The sequence below is a fragment of the Hymenobacter glacialis genome, from assembly GCF_001816165.1.
Taxonomy (GTDB): domain Bacteria; phylum Bacteroidota; class Bacteroidia; order Cytophagales; family Hymenobacteraceae; genus Hymenobacter; species Hymenobacter glacialis.
Genome location: NZ_MDZC01000045.1, coordinates 41,515 through 58,270 on the forward strand (window position 1 = coordinate 41,515; position 16,756 = coordinate 58,270).

Consider the following 16,756-nt stretch of genomic DNA (forward strand, 5'->3'; position numbering starts at 1 on the left):
CAAAATCGACTAAAAGACTGGACTAGAACCAGGCGTTCTTAGCCCCAATTTTCAGCATTATTGGAAAGAAATAGACTCAATATCAACACTAAGCGGGCTGCTCACAGCGGTTGCTGCGTCCCACACCACCTGCACCGCCTCAGTATCGGTGATGTTGAAAGCGGGCTTCGCAGCCGGCTGAAATTGCAGCGGCAGGAAGCCGGGGTAGGGGCGCGGCACCAGCAGCAGGGCCTCGGACTGGAATGCGCTGAGCGGAATGCGCACGTCCTGCAGTTCGGCGCTGACGGGCAGGGGGGCGGAGTAGGCCACGGCGTCTTTCGTCACGAGCACCACCTTCACCTGCGCGCCCGGCTGGCTGCTACGGGCCCGCACCACCACTTCTCGGAAGCCCGCCAAATCCGTCTGGCGCCCGGCCAGGTCGTCACCGAAATAGGCGCGCAGGGAGGCGGCCGGGCCGGTGGGAGCGGGCTGGCCGGAGCGCGGCGGGCCTTGCACAAGGCGCAGGGCCAGCGTGCCGGCGGGCGTGGTCACGTAGTCGGTCCAGGCGGTAGGGGCAATGCCGCGCGCCTCAATGCGCTCTTGGTCGAGGTGGGCGCGGAATAGGGGCAGGGGTGTGCCGGAAGCCACAATTGGTACTTCGTAATGCTCCGGGTGGGCGTAGTCCCAGTCGCGCGGCTGCCCGACAAAGCCCCCCGGAAACGTGAGCGACTGCGCGCCCTTCTTCAGCACCAGCCAGTAGCGGAGCTGGCCGGCGTAAAGCAGGTCGGCGGGCACGGTGGCTGCCACGGTGGCGTAGGCGGGCATGCTCATGGGCAGCGTGCGGGTGCGGCCGTAGTAGTGCTGCGCTACCAGAAACACGCTGTCGCCGGGGGCCAGGCCGGTGAGGGTGGCCGTGATGCTCAACGGCTGGCCCGCGGCTGCCTGCGCGGCGGGCGTGTGCCGCACCTGCGGGCCCAGCTGGGAGGGCGCCGGGGCCGCAAACTCGCCCAGCTTGAGGTGGTTGAATACGGTTTGGGGCGTAAAGGCCGCCGTGGCCTTGCCCGCCGCGGCCAGCAGGTACACGCCGGGCCGCACGGTAGCGCGGCCATTGGTGGCCTGGGCCTGCGCGGTGTTGCCCTCGTTCAGGCCTTTCAAGGTGAAGCTTTGGCCCAAATCGGCCAGGGAGATTTCCAGCGGCTGCTCGTTCCACAAAATCTGGGTCACGGCTTTGCTCAGCGAGGCGCGCTCAAACGGGTCGCGGATGGCCACGGCGTCGGGCATCACCTCCAGGCGCCACACGCCGGGCGCGAGGCGGTCGAGGAAATACGCCCCCAGTCCGCCGTAGCGCACCACCGCCGACGACCCCACGCCCGCCACGTGGCGCAGCTTGCTGGCCTGCCGGGGCACGGTGCCGGTGGTAGCGGTGTAGTAAAACTCCTCGGGCGTGTTCATCTCGCTCAGCCCCTGCCGGTAGCTCACGCGGAAGTCGTTGAACACGGAGTCCTGCGGGTAGCGCCGGAACTGCTGCCCGCGCCGCACGTTGCGAAAAACCTTGCCCGCAATGAGCAGGCTCAGGGCCTTGGCCGGCGTGTAGGCCAGGTTGAGGTAGTGAGTCTGGTACTCGGTGTTGGCGTCGGCAATGGCCAGCGGGTCGTAGGCAAACTGTGTGGCCCACTGGAAACCGGCTTCGCGGAAGCTGCGGGCCATGAAGGGGTACATCACCGGCTGAATAATGTCGGCCGACTCAAACTCGTACACCATCTTGGCTTTGCTGGTGAAACGCTTGTCGGTGCGGTACGGGATGGGGTATTGGTCTACGTAGGGCAGGAAATTGCCGCGCAGCGTGTGGTTGCTCACCAGCCCCTGCGGGTACCACTGGTAGGTGAGGCCGTCGACCTTAGCGTTGAGCACGGCCTCGTACACGTCGGGGTTTTCCGAGATGTTGTAGAACATCGGCTTGCGGCAGCCCGTGGCCCGAATGACCGCCGCCATGCGGTTGGCAAAGCTGGTGATGGGGGCCAGCGGCGGGCTGTATTTGGGCTCGTTGCACACCTCGTAGGCAATGATGTCGGGGTCTTCGCGGTTGAGTTGCCTGGTGTAGGGGTTGCGGTGGTTGAGGAACTGCCTGAGGTAGCGCTCCTGCGCCGCAATGGCGCGCGGGTTGGTGTAGGCCTGCGTTTTGGAATAGATGCTGGAAAAGCCCGTGCCCGTGTCGTTCTCCGGGTAGCCGTTGTTCCAGTAGGCAATGGGGGTGAGGATGATTTTGATGCCGCGCTGCTTGAGCTGGTTCACCAGGAAATCGAGCAGCCGCAGGTGCTCATTTTCCAGCAGGGTGCCGGCCGTGTCCGTGATTTCCACGTCCCACACGTGCACCCGAAACGCGTCCACGCCCAGGCGCGAGAGGTGGTACACGTCCTGCGCAATGGCCTGCTCGTGAGACACGCCCCGCCGCTGCAGGGCCCGGTAGGAGTAGGCAAATGGCGTGGTGTAGTTCACCCCAAACAGGGCCACTTCCTGCCGGCCCTTTTCCCAGCGCAGCACCCCGTTTTTGTCCACCACCACGTTGCCGCCCGGCCCCGGCCTGCTGGGCTGGGCCCGCAAAGATTGCGGCGCAATGGCATGGTGAAGCAGGCAAGCAAGCAGCAGGCAGGCACAGCGAAACAACATAAGTAGCAGGGAGCTAACGGGCGATGGAGGAAACGAAAAGTAGCAGGCCAAAGTCGATTAGCCCTTGCCCGGAAACGCTCATGGTTTTTAGGGCAAACGTTTGCGCAGTTTTCAAAGTTACGTGCTACTTTTCGGCCGTCATCACACCCAGGCTGCTCGCTTCGCTCAAAATCCCGTATTTTTAAATAAGCGTTGCTTGTCCGGGTTTTGTCATTGTTCCTAACCTCAACTGTCGCCATGTCCGGTTCCCTGCTGCCCGCCATTCACTCTGATTTCACCCAGCGCTTCGGCTACGAGCCGCTGCTGGTGCGAGCGCCCGGCCGCGTGAACCTGATAGGGGAGCACACCGACTACAACGGCGGCTTTGTGCTGCCCGCCGCCGTCGACAAAGAAGCCTGCTTCGCCGTGGGCCTGAACGGTGGGAGCCGCATCCGGCTGGTAGCCCACGACCTGGGCGAGACGCTGGAGCTGGTCAACGCAGCCGAAATCAGCCCCAGCGACACCCACTGGGCCAACTACCTGCTGGGCGTGGCGGCGCAGTTCCAGCAGCGCGGCATTGCGGTGCCGGGGTTCGACTGTGTGTTTGGCGCCACCATTCCCATCGGGGCGGGCATGTCGTCGTCGGCGGCTCTTGAGTGCGGGCTGGCGTTTGCCCTCAACCAGTTGCTGGGCACGGGCCTGGAGCCCCTGGAGCTGGCCCGCATGGCCCAGCAAGCCGAGCATACTTACGCCGGCGTGCAGTGCGGCATCATGGACCAGTTTGCCAGCCTGTTTGGGCGCGCGGGCCACGTGGTGCGGCTCGACTGCCGCTCGTTGGCCTACGAATATTTTCCCTTTGACACCACGGCGGCCCGCATCGTGCTCTGCAACTCCGGCGTGAAGCACAGCCTGGCCAGCACGGCCTACAACACCCGCCGCCAGGAGTGCGAGCGCGGCGTGGCAACGCTGCAACGGCACTACCCAGCCGTGCTCAGCCTGCGCGACGCCACCCTGGTCCAACTCGAAGCCCACCGCGCCGAACTCGACCCCACGGTATTCCGCCGCTGTGCCTACGTGGTGCAGGAAAACGCCCGCGTAGAAAACGCCTGCCGCCACCTCGAAGCCGGCAACCTGGCCGCCTTCGGCCAGGAGATGTACGCCTCCCACGCCGGCCTGCGCGACGACTACGAAGTGAGCTGCGCCGAGCTGGACGTGCTGGTAGAAGCCGCCAAGGCAGCCCCCGGCGTGTTTGGCTCGCGCATGATGGGCGGCGGCTTCGGCGGCTGCACCATCAACCTGGTGGCACCCGAGCACGTGGATGCTTTCATTGCCAGCGTGAGCGCCGCCTACCAGCAGCAGCTGGGCCTGAAACTAGAGACCTACCAGACTACCATTGTGAGCGGGGTGGGGGTGGTACCGGTGGCGGTAGTGCAGGCCTGATTTGGCGTCTGTCATCCTGAGCGTAGCGAAGGACCTTATCAGGTCAGCACAAATGTTCGTCGGTGACAGGATGCTTCGCAGGCTCAGCATGACAGCCGCCAGCTCAGCATGACGTTCTCTTATCGCAATAAACACACTTTGCCTATGTCCTCCTTCGATTCCACCGAACACCCTCACCGCCGCTTCAATGCCCTTTCGGGCGAATGGGTCCTGGTGTCGCCGCACCGTTCCAAGCGGCCCTGGCAGGGCCAGGAAGAAGAAACCGGGCCGGATGACCGCCCCGCCTACGACCCCACGTGTTACCTCTGCCCCGGCAACAGCCGCGTGGGCGGCGAGGTAAACCCCGCGTACGAATCCACCTTCGTTTTCAACAACGACTTTGGCGCCCTGCAGGCCGATGTGCCCACCGGCGGCATCAACGAAGGCGGACTGCTGCGGGCCGAAGCGGAGTCGGGCATCTGCCGCGTCATCTGTTTCTCGCCGCGCCACGACCTCACCCTGCCCCAAATGACGGTGCCCGCCATTCGCAGCGTGGTGGACTTGTGGGTGGAGGAATTTCAAACTCTGGGCGCCCGGCCGGACATCAACTACGTGCAGATTTTTGAGAACAAGGGCCCGGTGATGGGCTGCTCGAACCCGCACCCGCACGGCCAGATTTGGGCCCAGCGCACCGTGCCCGGCGAGCCCGCCAAGGAAGGCGCGCAGCAGCTGGCCTACTTCCAGGAGCATGGCCGCACCCTGTTGAGCGACTACCTGAAGCTGGAGCTGGAAAAGCAGGAGCGGGTGGTGCTCGAAAATGAGCATTTCGTGGTGCTGGTACCTTTCTGGGCGGTGTGGCCCTTCGAAACGCTGGTGGTGTCGCGCCGCCCGGTGCAGGACATTGCCCAGCTTACGGCCGAGGAGCGCGACGGCCTAGCCGACATCGTGCGCCGCCTCACCATCCGCTACGACAACCTATTCAACATCTCCTTTCCGTATTCGTCCGGCCTGCACCAGCGCCCCACCGACGGCGAGGAGCACCCGGAGTGGCACCTGCACATGCACTTCTACCCGCCGCTGCTTCGCTCGGCCACGGTGCGCAAATTTATGGTGGGCTACGAAATGCTGGGCGACCCGCAACGCGACATCACCCCGGAGTTCAGCGCCGAGCGCCTGCGCGGACTGTCGGAAGTGCATTATAAGGGCGCGGCGGAGTAGCGCAGTGGTCACAGACCGGCCGTATAGCTGGCCGCAGTCTAAGCGCAGCGACGACTTTGTGCCACCAATGAAAGTGAAAGCCTTTCCCTATCGCAGCCTAATCCCGCTGCATCGAGTCTATTTGACGGCTGGAGGGTTTTTTGCATCCCACGCTTCTTGCCTCAATCCGATACCAACAACTGTTGGAAACATTATGGCAGTTGTCTTGAACCCTGGAGTTGCAAGGGCCTTTTGGCAGAATTTGATGTACTTATGGTGAACAAAAAGTATCAGTCGGTTAACAACCTGAATAGCATTTTCGAGATTGACTTCGACTTCCTCAATTTTTCCAGTTCGTTTTTTAGTGACCGGATTCCACGGGTCCCTAACGTAGGATATCCGCAAGTCATAATTACCCAATCTTTCTAAAAAACGCTCTTCCTGAGGCTGTCCCATGTGAATGGTGCCAACGTTAATGCGTCGGATGCCAGACATCAAACAGTTTAATTCCTCTGTGATGCCTGGAGCTTTGCGATAGCGCCAAAATATATTCCCAACAATTGATTCCCCTCTAGCCGCGAAGTATTTATTTACCCGTTCGTTGATGTGATGCAAAGAATCCCGTAAATCTTTTATTTCCTTGAGAACCTCTTGGAATTCAGCTCCTGCGAGAGAAGTAGCAACATTGGGAATGAACTTTATTAAAAGCTCAATTCGCCTGATATTATCAATGACTATCCACACCTCGGCCATGATGGAGGTATAAGCAATCTGCTCTTCATGGGAAATTGTCATATTAGGCTCCTTTGTAAAGGGGTTGGTTTTCAGCTCTGACAACTTGCTGTCAAGCCGAATAGAAGCTTCTTCTAGAGTCTGAAAAATCATTCGCAGGCCATCGATTGCAACGGCCTCTTGGTGTCGGTCGGGCGGTAAGCAAGAGGCTGCCAACAGAAAGACATCAGGGGTATACTCAGTCGTAGCGGCTGATGCGTAATTGATTAATAAATACATTTACATTCAAGGTAGACAAAAGGGCAATTTAAAGGTGGCAAGGTAAACTCCCTTTGCTCTACACGCTGGCCGCAGTCTAAGCGTAGCGGCGACTGCGTGCCGTCAATGAAAGCGAGTTTGCAACTCGCCCGCAGGGATGCTACCGGCAAGGCGAGTTGCAAACTCGATTCACGATTGGCGCGCAGTCGCCGCTGCGCTTAGACTGCGGCCAGCTGTAGGCCAAATACTGCCAACTATACGTCGGCCTACAAGCACGCATGCTGCCGTGCCCACACCCGCTCGGTTACCAGTACTTTTGAGCACTTACACCCGCTTCACCTTACTCCTTTGGCCACGAAACGCACTTCCATCTCGGACATTGCCAAGGAGCTGAACCTCGCCGTTTCCACCGTGTCGCGGGCGCTGAGCGGCCATTCCCGCATCAGCGAAGCCACCAGCAAGCGGGTGTGGAAGCTGGCCGAAAAGCTCAACTACCAGCCCAACCACCTGGCGGCCGCCCTGCGCAAGGGCCGCAGCAATACGCTGGGCGTCATTGTGCCGCACATCGACGGTCATTTTTTTGCGCTGGTGATAAAGGGCGTGGAGGCCGTGGCCAACAAGGCCGGCTACAACGTGATGCTGTGCCAGTCGAACGAAGACTACGTGCACGAGCAGAAGAACATCGAAACGCTGATGAACGCGCAGGTCGATGGCGTTCTGGTGTCGCTGGCGCGCACCACGCACGACTTCAAGCACTTTGAGAAGGTGCGCAAGCGCGACATTCCGCTGGTGTTTTTCGACCGCATTCTGGACGGCGTGAACGTGAGCGCGGTGGTGCTGGACGACTACCAGGGCGGCTACCAGTCGGTGCAGCACCTGCTGGAGCAGGGCTGCCGGCGCATTGCCCACTTTGGCGGCCCGCAGCACCTCAATATTTACAAAAACCGCTACGCCGGCTACTGCCAGGCGCTGCACGACCACGGCGTACCCTTCGACCAGGAGCTGGTGGTGTTCGGCGACATGACCCTGGCAGACGGCATGCGCAGCATGACGGAGCTGCTGCAGCTGCCCCAGCGCCCCGATGCCGTGTTTTCAGCCAGCGACTTTTCGGCCGTGGGGGCCCTGCAGGTGCTCAAGCAGCACCAGCTGCGCATACCGCAGGATATTGCGCTGACGGGATTCAGCAACGAAACCTTCGCCTCGTTCACCGAACCCATGCTCACGTCCGTCGACCAGCGCTGCGAGGAGATGGGCGGGGCCGCCGTGCGCCTGCTCCTGGAAATGGTGCAGGAGCGGCCCACGCAGCTATCGCCCCGTAAAATTTTGCTGCAGCCCCAGCTGGTGGTGCGCGAGTCGTCGCGCTGTCGGCAGGAGTAGGGGCCAAACTGTGTAATGAACGGTAAGCTCAGCATGACGTTCATTTGGGTTAGCGTGTTCACTGTTCACTACTACTGGCCCCGTGAGAGAATACCTGCTGTTCGTCGATACCGAAACCTCGGGCATTCCGCGCGACTGGAACAAGCCGTATTCCAGCCGCGACAACTGGCCGCACATCGCGCAGCTGGCCTGGGTAGTGTACACCAAAGACGGGCAGGAAGTGAAGGCCGAGAACCACTACATCCAGCCCAATGACTACGACATGAGCCCGGCTTCGGGCAGCGTGCACGGCCTCACGCTGGGCTTTTTGCGGGAGCACGGCAAGCCCCGCCACGCCGTGATGCAGCGCCTGCACTGCGACCTGCTGCAGTACCACCCGCTGGTGGTGGCGCACTTCCTGCAGCTCGATTTCCACATGGTGGGCGTGGGGTTTTACCGCGCGGGCCTGCAAAACCCGCTGGAGCACCTGCCCACCTTCTGCACCATGCGGGCCACGGGCCCGCTGGTGCGCCACGCCAACCAAGGCTTTCTGCGCCTGAGCGAGCTGCACCAGCGCTTGTTTCACGAGCCCCAGCCCCGGCAGCACGATGCCTTAGCCGACGCCTACGCCACGGCCCGCTGCTTCTTCGAGCTGCAGCGCCAGGGCACCATCACCCCCAAAACCGTGGCCCTGCAGGGCCTGCAAAGCATCAGTAGTGCTAAGCTGCGCAAGCGACGAATAAAGGTGGGGGTGGGGGCGTGGCTGCTCATTGCTGGCCTGGCGTTGGTGCTGCTGGCTTTTTTATTGATTGGATGAATAAATAAGCCAAAAAACAACGCAAAATCTGAACGTCATGCTTCGGCTGCGCTCAGCATGACGTTCAGACAACCGCATTATACCGATTACTACCCGTCATCCCATGTCCGCATCACTCGATTTTCTCCGCACCGTGAAGCCCTTCGACCGCTTGCCGGAAGACGTGCTGGCCGAAGTAGCCGAAGGACTGCAGGAAGTCCACCACCCCCGCGAAAGCATTATTTACCACCAGGATACCACCAAGCTGCGCGGCCTGGACATCATCGTGGACGGCGAATACGAGACCTTTTTCTACGACAGCCAGCAGAACCGCCGCGTGGTGGAACATAGCCGCCGGGGCGAGTGCTACGGCGGCATCTCGCTGCTGCTGAACAAGAAAAAGTCCCTGCGCACGGTGCTGACCCGGCGCGATACCCGCGTGTATTTCCTGCACCGCCGCGATTTTCTGGCCCTGTGCCAGGGCTACGAAAGCTTCTTTCACTTCTTCACGGCGCGCTACGGGCAGCGCATGCTGAATGAGGAATACGCCCACTTTGTGCGGCCGGCCACCAGCGCCGGCTCCAGCTACCTGGCATCGGACCAGCTGTTTTCGCGGCGCCTCGAAACCATTGAAATGCGGCCCGTGGTGCTGTGCGCGGCCTACACGCCCATTCACGAAGTAGCCCGGCGCATGGCGGCGGCCCGCACCAGCTGCTACTTCATTACCAATGCCGACGAAAACGGCCACATCATTGGCTACGTCACCGACATTACGCTGCGCGACAAGGTGGTGGCCGGCCTGGCCGACGCCCGGCTGCCAGTCGAAACTATTGTGGATGCGCCGGTGGTAAGCATCAGCTCGCGGGCGTTTGTGTACGAGGCCATTCTGCTGATGTTCCGAACCAAAACCCGTTACCTGCTGGTGGAAACCGACGGCGAATACGTGGGCATGTTGAGCCGCAACAAGCTCCTGACCGACGACCAGGCGCAGTCGCCGTTCATCTTCATCCAGTCGGTGAAACAGGCCCAGGCCGTGCCGGAGCTGAAGCGCCGCTGGGAGCAGGTCCCGGAAATGGTGTACCAGCTGCTGAACCGCGGCGTGAAGCCCGAAATCGTGAACCAGGTCATCACCACCGTGTCCGATACCATTGCCCTGCGCGTGATTGAGGACACGATAGGGGAGCTGGGCCCGCCGCCGGCCAAGTTCGTGTACATGGTGCTGGGCAGCGAGGGCCGCAAGGAGCAAACCCTGCTCACGGACCAGGACAACGCCATTATTTACGAAGACAAGGCCAACGAGCAGCGCGAGCTGGTGCGCGCCTACTTCCTGCGCTTCGCCGAAATCGTGAGTGACCGCCTGCATGAAATCGGGTTCAGCTACTGCGAGGGCGGCTTTATGGCCAAAAACCCGAAGTGGACGCACTCGCTTTCGCACTGGAAGCGCAACTACGTGCAGTGGATGGCCGATTCGAACCCCGAAACCGGCATGCAGTTCGCGGCTTCCTTCGACTGCCGCCACCTCTACGGCGACGCCACCATCATGGACGAGCTGCACGAATTCCTAGCCGTGGAGCTGGAAAAGCCGACGGACCGGTTTTTCCACTACATGGCCGTGAACGCGCTGCAGTACGAGCCGCCGCTCACGTTTTTCAACAACATCCGCACCTTTGCCCACGGCACCCAGCAGGTCTTCAACCTCAAGAAAACCATGTCGCCCATCGTGGATTTGGTGCGCATGTACGCCCTCAAGCACCGCATTTTTGCCACCAACACCGGCGAGCGGCTGGAGGCCCTCAAAGCCCTGGGCGTGTTCACGGAGCGCGAGGCGCAGGAGCTGCTGCAGTCCTACTACTACCTCATGGGCGTGCGCCTGAAAAAGCAGGCTGCCCAGATTATCAACGACAACGCGACGCCCGATAACTACCTCGACCCCAAAAGCCTGACCAAAGTAGAGCAGGTCACGCTCAAGGAAATATTCAAGGTGATTGCCGATTTTCAGCTCAAGATTAAGGTGAGCTTCACCAAAAGCCTGGGCTGAGGGTGGCCGCTAGTGCTGCACCACGCCGCGCCGCATTTCCTGCCGGCGCATGGGCATTTTGTCTACCGTGCCGAAGAGCGTGGCGGGGGCCATGGGCCGGGCGCTTTTTAGCTTCACGCCGCCGTCTTTGCCAATGAGCACGGCGGAAAAGCTCCGGGGCGACACGCCGGTTTTCTGCGCCAGAAACTGCTTGTCGGCGTCACTGAGCCGGGTATAAACCACGTCAAGCACGAGGAAGTCCCGAGTAGCCAGCAGGGCTTTCTGCGCCTTGAAATCGGGGTGGGCGGGGGTGGGGGCGGCCACCAGCAGCACTCTTTTTTGCCAGTGGTGGCGGCGCAGCGTCTGCTCGAGGCTGCCGGACCCGTATTGCTGGGCACCCAGCAGGGGCAGCAGGCTTAGCAGTAGGAGAGCACGCGGTTTAGTAAGGGAATATTGCACACAAAAATTTGGGCACCGGCAGGCATTTGAGAGAAGAAGGCACCCCACATGTTGTGCCTGGCTGACCGGCACAGCAGCCAGAATACTGCTGTTATTTGCACCCCATAAGTCCGCATTGTCTTTTTCCGTTCCGTATGTCCTTTTGCCGTCTGACCATCTATTGCCTACTGACTACCAGTCTGCTGGCTGCGTGCAGTACCGCCAATCCCCCGGTCGGCGCCACTGCTGCTATGACTACTCCCATCTGGCAATCTGATGCTTATACGCTCTACCGTGACCGGGTGGTGCAGGGCAAGTACGAGGCCCGGGCCATCTCGGCCACCGAATTGGTTTCCGACTACCAAAGCCCCGCTAATTCTTTCGCCAGCCCGGAAGTTGAGTTCAAATTCAGCCTCAATGGCAAGGACAATGAGCTAGTCCCGGGCCTGAACCACGTGCTGAAGGCCCTGCCGGCCACGCCTGGCGGTGCCGTGGAGGTGCCGCTCATCACCTTCGGCCAGCGCTACGTAAACAGCCGGCTCGTGCCCGCCAACACCTACCTGGCCCCCAACACGCCCGTAAAGCTGCGCCTGGACCTGCGGCCGGTGCTGGCGGCGTTCAAAAAACAAGGCTATTTCACCACGGTGAAGGGCGATAAAATCTATCAGCAGGACTTCCGGCACGTGTACGTGGCCGGCGGCACCGCGCCCCTGAGCTGGGATTTCGACAGCCTGGTGAACCGGCCCGAGCTGGAGCTAAAGGACCCCGACGGCGACGGCATCTACGAGGTGACGCTGGTGCTCAACCAGCCCCAGGCCGCCCGAACCACCGCTAGCCAATGGAAACAAACCGTTGATACCGCCGACCTGCCGCAGTACACCTCGGACTATCCGCTGGCCGATGCGCTCTACAACCTGGCCCTGGAGGAGGCCCGCCGCGCCGTGGAACCCGACAGCACCTTCCGGACCGGTAAAGAGTGGGCCGGTGTGTGGACGCGCGACATCAGCTACAGCATCATGCTGGCGCAGGCCACCCTGCAGCCCAACGTGGCCATGAATAGCCTGCTGCGGAAGGTGTCAGCCGATGGGCGCATTATTCAGGACACGGGCACGGGCGGTGCCTACCCCTGCTCCACCGACCGCGTGGTGTGGGCCGCGGCGGCGTGGGAAATCTACAAGGCTACCGGCGACGAAGTCTGGCTGCGCAAAGTGTACCCCATCATCAAAAAGTCCGTGGCCGATGACCGCCAGAATGCTTACGACCCTGCCACCGGCCTGCTGCGCGGCGAGTCGTCGTTTCTGGACTGGCGCGAGCAGACCTACCCGCGCTGGATGCAGCCCGTGGACATCTACCTCTCCCAAAGCCTGGGCACCAACGCCGTGCACTACCAGGCCCATGTGGTGCTGGCCCAGATGGCCGGCAAGCTGGGCGACCCCGGCGCGGCCGCCCGCTACAAGCGCCAGGCCCAGGACCTGAAAGACGCCATGAACGAGCACCTCTGGCAGCCCGAAAAAGGCTACTACGGCCAGTACCTCTACGGCCGCACCGCCCTCACGCTCTCGCCCAAAGCCGAGGCGCTGGGCGAGGCGCTGAGCGTGCTGTTTGGCGTAGCCGAGGGCGAGCGGGCGCAGCAAGTAGTGGCCAAAACGCCCATCACGGCCTTCGGCATTCCCTGCATCTATCCGCAGATTACGGGCATTCCGCCGTATCACAACAATGCCGTGTGGCCCTTTGTGCAGAGCTTCTGGACTCTGGCCGCCGCCCGGGCCGGCAACGAGCAGGCCGTGACGGAGAGCATGGCGGCCATCTACCGGCCCGCCGCGCTGTTCCTCACCAACAAGGAGAATTACGTGGCCGAAAACGGCGACTACGCCGGCACCCAAATCAACTCGAGCAACATGCTTTGGAGCTTGTCAGGCAGCCTGAGTTTGGTGTACAAGGTGTTGTTTGGTATGGATTGGGAGGCCGACCGGCTGGTGTTCCGGCCGTTTGTGCCGCAGGCGTTTCAGGGCCAGCGCCGCCTCAGCAATTTCAAGTACCGCCGGGCCGTGCTGGACGTCGACATGCAGGGCTTCGGCAACGCCATCAGCAGCATCACCCTCGACGGCCAGCCCCTGGCGGGCGCGGCCATTCCGGGCAGCCTCACCGGCCGCCACACGGTCAAAATCCTGCTTAGCAGCGTGGCGCCCCCGGCGCTGGCCGTCAACCGTGTAGCCAATGCGTTTGCGCCCGAAACGCCGGTCATCGCCTCGCCCGCCGCCTCTGGCGTGCTGCAGTGGGGCGCCGTGGCCGGTGCCACGGAATACCGGGTGCTGAAAAACGGCCGGTTTCTCAGCAAAACCACGGAGCTGCAACTGCCGGTGCCTCCCGCTGCGTCGGGCTTTGTGACATACCAGGTGGTGGCCGTGAACGCGGCGGGCCACGAGTCTTTTGCCAGCGAGCCGTTGGAATACGGTGTCGCCGCGGCCAGCGGGCAAGTGCAGCTCGAAACTGTAGCCGCCAAAAGCACGCAGCCCTACAAGGGATACTCCGGGCAGGGCTTCGTCGAAATCACGCTCACCAAAAACAAGTCCTTGACCATCCCCGTCACCGTGGCCGAAAGCGGCCTTTACGCGGTTGATTTCCGCTACGCCAACGGCAACGGCCCCATCAACACGGATAACAAATGCGCCATGCGCACCCTGCGCCGTGGCCCGGAGCTGCTCGGCACCGTGGTGCTGCCCCAGCGCGGCGTAGACGAGTGGTCCAACTGGGGCTTCTCCAACGCCGTACTCGTGCGCCTCGAAAAAGGCACTACTTCGCTCACGCTGGCCTACGAGCCCGCCAATGCGAACATGAACGGCGAAGTGAATCAAGCCATGCTTGACTACCTGCGGGTGAGAAAAGCCCATTAGAACCGTTGCTAGCGACTGGCTGGCGCGCGTCTGCGACGCGTGCCCACTGGCCTCGAGCCTGTGGCTCGGGTATGAATGTTCTCCAAGCACGGTCGCTCGTCGTTCACCGGCGAGCCGCAGGCTCGAAGCCAGTCAGCACGCGTCGCAGACGCGCGCCAGCCAATATCGGCCTCCAGCCTACTGAACTAGCGGCACCATATCGGGCAGCTCTACGCGCTTGCCGAAAACGTCTTTCAGCGCGCGGCGCGCGGCGTGGTAGCCGCACATGCCGTGCACGCCGCCACCGGGCGGGGTAGAGGAGGAGCACAGGTAAAGCCCCTTGGCCGACGTGCGGTAGGGCGAGAGGCGCAGCACCGGGCGGGTAAACAGCTGCCCGATGTCCAGCACGCCGCCGTTGATGTCGCCGCCAATGTAATTGGGGTTGTAGGCCTGCATTTGGGCGGTGTTGAGGGTGTGCCGGGCCAGGATGCGCTCCCGGAAGCCGGGTGCGTAGCGTTCTACCTGCTGCTCAATGGCGGCGGTCATGTCGCGCTGGGAGCCGTGCGGCACGTGGCAGTAGGCCCAGGCCGTGTGCTGGCCGGCGGGGGCGCGGGTGGCATCAAACAGGCTTTGCTGGGCCAGCAGCACAAAGGGCCGCTCGGGGTGCTGGCCGTCCCAGGTTTGCTGCTCGGCGGCGGCTATTTCTTCCAGCGTGTTGCCCAGGTGCACGGTGCCCGCCCGCCGGCAGTCGGGGTTGGTGAAGGGAATGGGCGCGGCCAGGGCCCAGTCTATCTTAAACACGCCCATGCCGTAGCGGTACCGCCGCAGCTGCCACTGGTAGAGCCCCGACAGCTGCTGCCCCGCAATGGTGAGCAGCTGCCGGGGCGTCACGTCCAGCAGCACCGCGTGCGCCGAGGGCAGCTGCCGCAGGGACGTTACCTGAAATCCGGTTTCGACCTTGCCGCCCAGCGCAATAAAATGCGCCGTGAGTGCCGTGGCAATGGCCTGCGAGCCGCCTTTGGGAAGCGGCCAGCCGCGCCGGTGGCCCAGCGCCAACAGCACCAGCGCAATGGCCGACGTGGCCACATTGGCCAGCGGCAGCTGCGCGTGGGCCGCCATGCCGGCCCACAGCGCGCGTGCCTCCGGCGTTTTCAGGTGAAGGTTGGCCAGCAGCTGCGCGGGCAGCAGCCCTTTCAGCCCAAACCGGGCCAGCACCAGTGGATGCTCGGGCAGCCGCAACGGGCCCAGAATGGCCGGCGCGAGGCGCTCCCAGTCGCGCACCACGGGCGCTAACAAGTGCTGGTAGGCCGGCGCGTCGGTGCCCAGCCGGGCGGCTGTGGCGGCCAATGACTGCTCCAGAATGGCGGCCGTGCCGTTGTCCAGGGGGTGCGCGGCCGCCACTGGCGGGTAAAGGTATTCCAGTCCGTGCTTTGCCAGCGGAAGCGTGGTGAAGAACGGCGACTCCGCGCCGAGCGGGTGAATGGCGGAGCACACGTCGTGCCGGAAGCCGGGCAGCGTGAGCTCGGCCGTGCGCAGGCCGCCGCCCACGGTGTCCTTGCCCTCCAGCAGCAGCACCGACAGGCCGGCCTGTTGCAGGGTAATGGCCGCCGCCAGGCCGTTGGGGCCGGAGCCCACCACTACCGCATCAAAATCGCGCTTCGTCAAGCTGAGGGCTGTCTGGTTTGAAGAGAGGAAACAGGTATTCTACTCGTTTACGTAAAGAAACTGCGCGCAGCGTCTGTTGTGGCCGGAAGTGATAAAGGAGAGCAGAATTATAGGGGGCGAAAATCGAATAGTGGCGCAAACCCCGCCATTTCTCGTCACTTTCCGGTGGCCTTACGTTCTACCGGTGCTTCATTTTATAACGCAACCAAACCCACTGCCCATGCCCGAGCTGCTGCGCGATGCCCTTTTTCCGGTGCTGGTGTTTCTGCACACGGTGTTGCTGGGGGCGCCTGCCAACCACGGCCGGGGGGATTTTGGCCGGGCCCGCTATGCCGTGCACCGGGTGGGGCGGCTGCCGGTGGCGCTGCGCGAAAGCTCGGGCCTGGCGCGGGCCGACAGCCTGGGCGGCCTGTGGGTGCACGGCGATGGCGGCACGCCCGCCCGCCTCACGCTCGTCACGCTGCCGGGCACCGTCCGGCGCGTGCTGGACCTGGCGCCCCAACCCAATACCGATTGGGAGGACCTGGCCCAGGACCCGGTCGGGTATTACTACATCGGCGATTTTGGCAACAACACCAACCAGCGGCAGGACCTGGCCATCTACCGGCTGCGGACGGGCCCGGCCCATCCCGTAATCGATACCGTTGCCTTTCGCTACCCCGACCAAATGGCTTTCCCGCCGCCCCGCAGCCGCCGCAACTTCGACTGCGAAGCGTTTTTCTGGCACAACGACACGCTGCACCTGTTCAGCAAAGACCGCAGCCGGCAGCAGTGGACCAAGCACTACACCCTGCCCGCCCGCCCCGGCCGCCACGTGGCCGTGCTGCGCGACAGCCTCCGCCTGAACCGCCCCGTAACGGCCGCCGACATTAGCCCCAGCGGTCGCACCGTGGCCCTGCTCAGCTACGGCGGCGTGTTTCTGTTTGACCGGCAGCCCGGCCAGCGGCTGTTTGATGGCCCCAAGCAGTTTCGGCCCCTGCCCACCACGGGCCAGGCCGAGGCGCTGGTTTTTCTTACTGATTCTACTTTCGTAATCAGTAATGAGAAGGGGCGGCTGTACCGGGCCACGGCGCGCTGAGGAATTGCGATGCTGCCATCTGCCCCACTCCCCGGCACCAAGCCCGTTAGTACCCGATGTGCTGCCCGCCAGGCCTAGCCCATAGGCCGGGGAATTTTGCTGTGCGGTGCCACTGCCCTCACGGTGCTGGAATCTGCCGGGTGCAGCCTCAAAGCTAACGGGGTTGCTACTGCTGGCAAGGGCATGACTGCCAATAATAAAGCTGCTGCATGTGCCTCTTGGGGCTGGGCGCCAAGGTTGTGTTTTGCGCCGGGTGTGTGGTTGAGCTAGCGCTTGCTGTAGCCATTTGGAGAGACGAATAA

Annotated in this window: 11 protein-coding genes; 7 read left to right on the forward strand and 4 right to left on the reverse strand. The window is 62.6% G+C overall.

The genetic code is table 11. The features are described from left to right. Positions 1 to 57: 57 nt before the first annotated feature. A complete protein-coding gene (locus tag BEN48_RS04390; RefSeq protein WP_070733299.1) occupies positions 58 to 2,646 on the reverse strand; it encodes a glycoside hydrolase family protein in 2,589 nt (862 codons plus the stop codon). A gap of 237 nt (positions 2,647 to 2,883) precedes the next feature. On the opposite strand from BEN48_RS04390, the gene galK reads away from it, so the two are divergent. Continuing rightward, positions 2,884 to 4,065 carry a galactokinase gene (gene galK, locus BEN48_RS04395; RefSeq protein ID WP_070733301.1) on the forward strand — a complete coding sequence of 394 codons (1,182 nt, stop codon included), beginning with the start codon at positions 2,884 to 2,886 and terminating at the stop codon, positions 4,063 to 4,065. Between the two features lie 144 nt (positions 4,066 to 4,209). Then, positions 4,210 to 5,262, forward strand: a complete 1,053-nt coding sequence (locus tag BEN48_RS04400) for a UDP-glucose--hexose-1-phosphate uridylyltransferase (protein ID WP_070733303.1) — start codon at positions 4,210 to 4,212, stop codon at positions 5,260 to 5,262. Positions 5,263 to 5,379: 117 nt separating this feature from the next. Here the strand turns inward: BEN48_RS04400 and BEN48_RS04405 are convergent, their stop codons facing one another. Then, positions 5,380 to 6,252 carry a hypothetical protein gene (locus BEN48_RS04405; protein ID WP_070733305.1) on the reverse strand — a complete coding sequence of 291 codons (873 nt, stop codon included), beginning with the start codon at positions 6,250 to 6,252 and terminating at the stop codon, positions 5,380 to 5,382. 327 nt (positions 6,253 to 6,579) lie between these two features. On the opposite strand from BEN48_RS04405, the gene BEN48_RS04410 reads away from it, so the two are divergent. The 3 genes from BEN48_RS04410 (at position 6,580) to BEN48_RS04420 (ending at position 10,421) form a co-directional block, all read left to right on the forward strand. After that, the gene (locus BEN48_RS04410) at positions 6,580 to 7,608 is read left to right on the forward strand and encodes a LacI family DNA-binding transcriptional regulator (RefSeq protein WP_070733307.1); all 1,029 of its coding nucleotides are present in this window, start codon (positions 6,580 to 6,582) and stop codon (positions 7,606 to 7,608) included. 82 nt (positions 7,609 to 7,690) lie between these two features. Next, entirely contained in the window at positions 7,691 to 8,404 is a 714-nt protein-coding gene (locus tag BEN48_RS04415) for a 3'-5' exonuclease (RefSeq protein ID WP_070733309.1), read from the forward strand. Between the two features lie 103 nt (positions 8,405 to 8,507). Next, a complete protein-coding gene (locus tag BEN48_RS04420) occupies positions 8,508 to 10,421 on the forward strand; it encodes a DUF294 nucleotidyltransferase-like domain-containing protein (RefSeq protein WP_070733311.1) in 1,914 nt (637 codons plus the stop codon). Between the two features lie 9 nt (positions 10,422 to 10,430). Here the strand turns inward: BEN48_RS04420 and BEN48_RS04425 are convergent, their stop codons facing one another. Next, entirely contained in the window at positions 10,431 to 10,859 is a 429-nt protein-coding gene (locus BEN48_RS04425) for a DUF4174 domain-containing protein (RefSeq protein WP_158010098.1), read from the reverse strand. Positions 10,860 to 11,089: 230 nt separating this feature from the next. Here BEN48_RS04425 and BEN48_RS04430 point away from each other — a divergent pair, with 230 nt between their 5' ends. Further along, positions 11,090 to 13,732, forward strand: coding sequence for an alpha-L-rhamnosidase-related protein (locus tag BEN48_RS04430; protein ID WP_241502173.1), 2,643 nt, complete (start codon positions 11,090 to 11,092; stop codon positions 13,730 to 13,732). A 177-nt stretch (positions 13,733 to 13,909) separates the two neighbouring features. Here the strand turns inward: BEN48_RS04430 and BEN48_RS04435 are convergent, their stop codons facing one another. Then, positions 13,910 to 15,376 carry a phytoene desaturase family protein gene (locus tag BEN48_RS04435; protein WP_070733314.1) on the reverse strand — a complete coding sequence of 489 codons (1,467 nt, stop codon included), beginning with the start codon at positions 15,374 to 15,376 and terminating at the stop codon, positions 13,910 to 13,912. Positions 15,377 to 15,596: 220 nt separating this feature from the next. Here BEN48_RS04435 and BEN48_RS04440 point away from each other — a divergent pair, with 220 nt between their 5' ends. After that, positions 15,597 to 16,454, forward strand: a complete 858-nt coding sequence (locus BEN48_RS04440; protein WP_070733316.1) for an SMP-30/gluconolactonase/LRE family protein — start codon at positions 15,597 to 15,599, stop codon at positions 16,452 to 16,454. The last annotated feature ends 302 nt before the right edge of the window (positions 16,455 to 16,756 follow it).

Bases quoted from the DNA above. Each gene is read 5' to 3' on its own strand.
- BEN48_RS04420 (WP_070733311.1), top strand. From the start codon at position 8,508: ATGTCCGCATCACTCGATTTTCTCCGCACCGTGAAGCCCTTCGACCGC.
- galK (WP_070733301.1), top strand. From the start codon at position 2,884: ATGTCCGGTTCCCTGCTGCCCGCCATTCACTCTGATTTCACCCAGCGC.
- BEN48_RS04400 (WP_070733303.1), top strand. From the start codon at position 4,210: ATGTCCTCCTTCGATTCCACCGAACACCCTCACCGCCGCTTCAATGCC.
- BEN48_RS04405 (WP_070733305.1), bottom strand. From the start codon at position 6,252: ATGTATTTATTAATCAATTACGCATCAGCCGCTACGACTGAGTATACC.
- BEN48_RS04390 (WP_070733299.1), bottom strand. From the start codon at position 2,646: ATGTTGTTTCGCTGTGCCTGCCTGCTGCTTGCTTGCCTGCTTCACCAT.
- BEN48_RS04440 (WP_070733316.1), top strand. From the start codon at position 15,597: ATGCCCGAGCTGCTGCGCGATGCCCTTTTTCCGGTGCTGGTGTTTCTG.
- BEN48_RS04430 (WP_241502173.1), top strand. From the start codon at position 11,090: ATGACTACTCCCATCTGGCAATCTGATGCTTATACGCTCTACCGTGAC.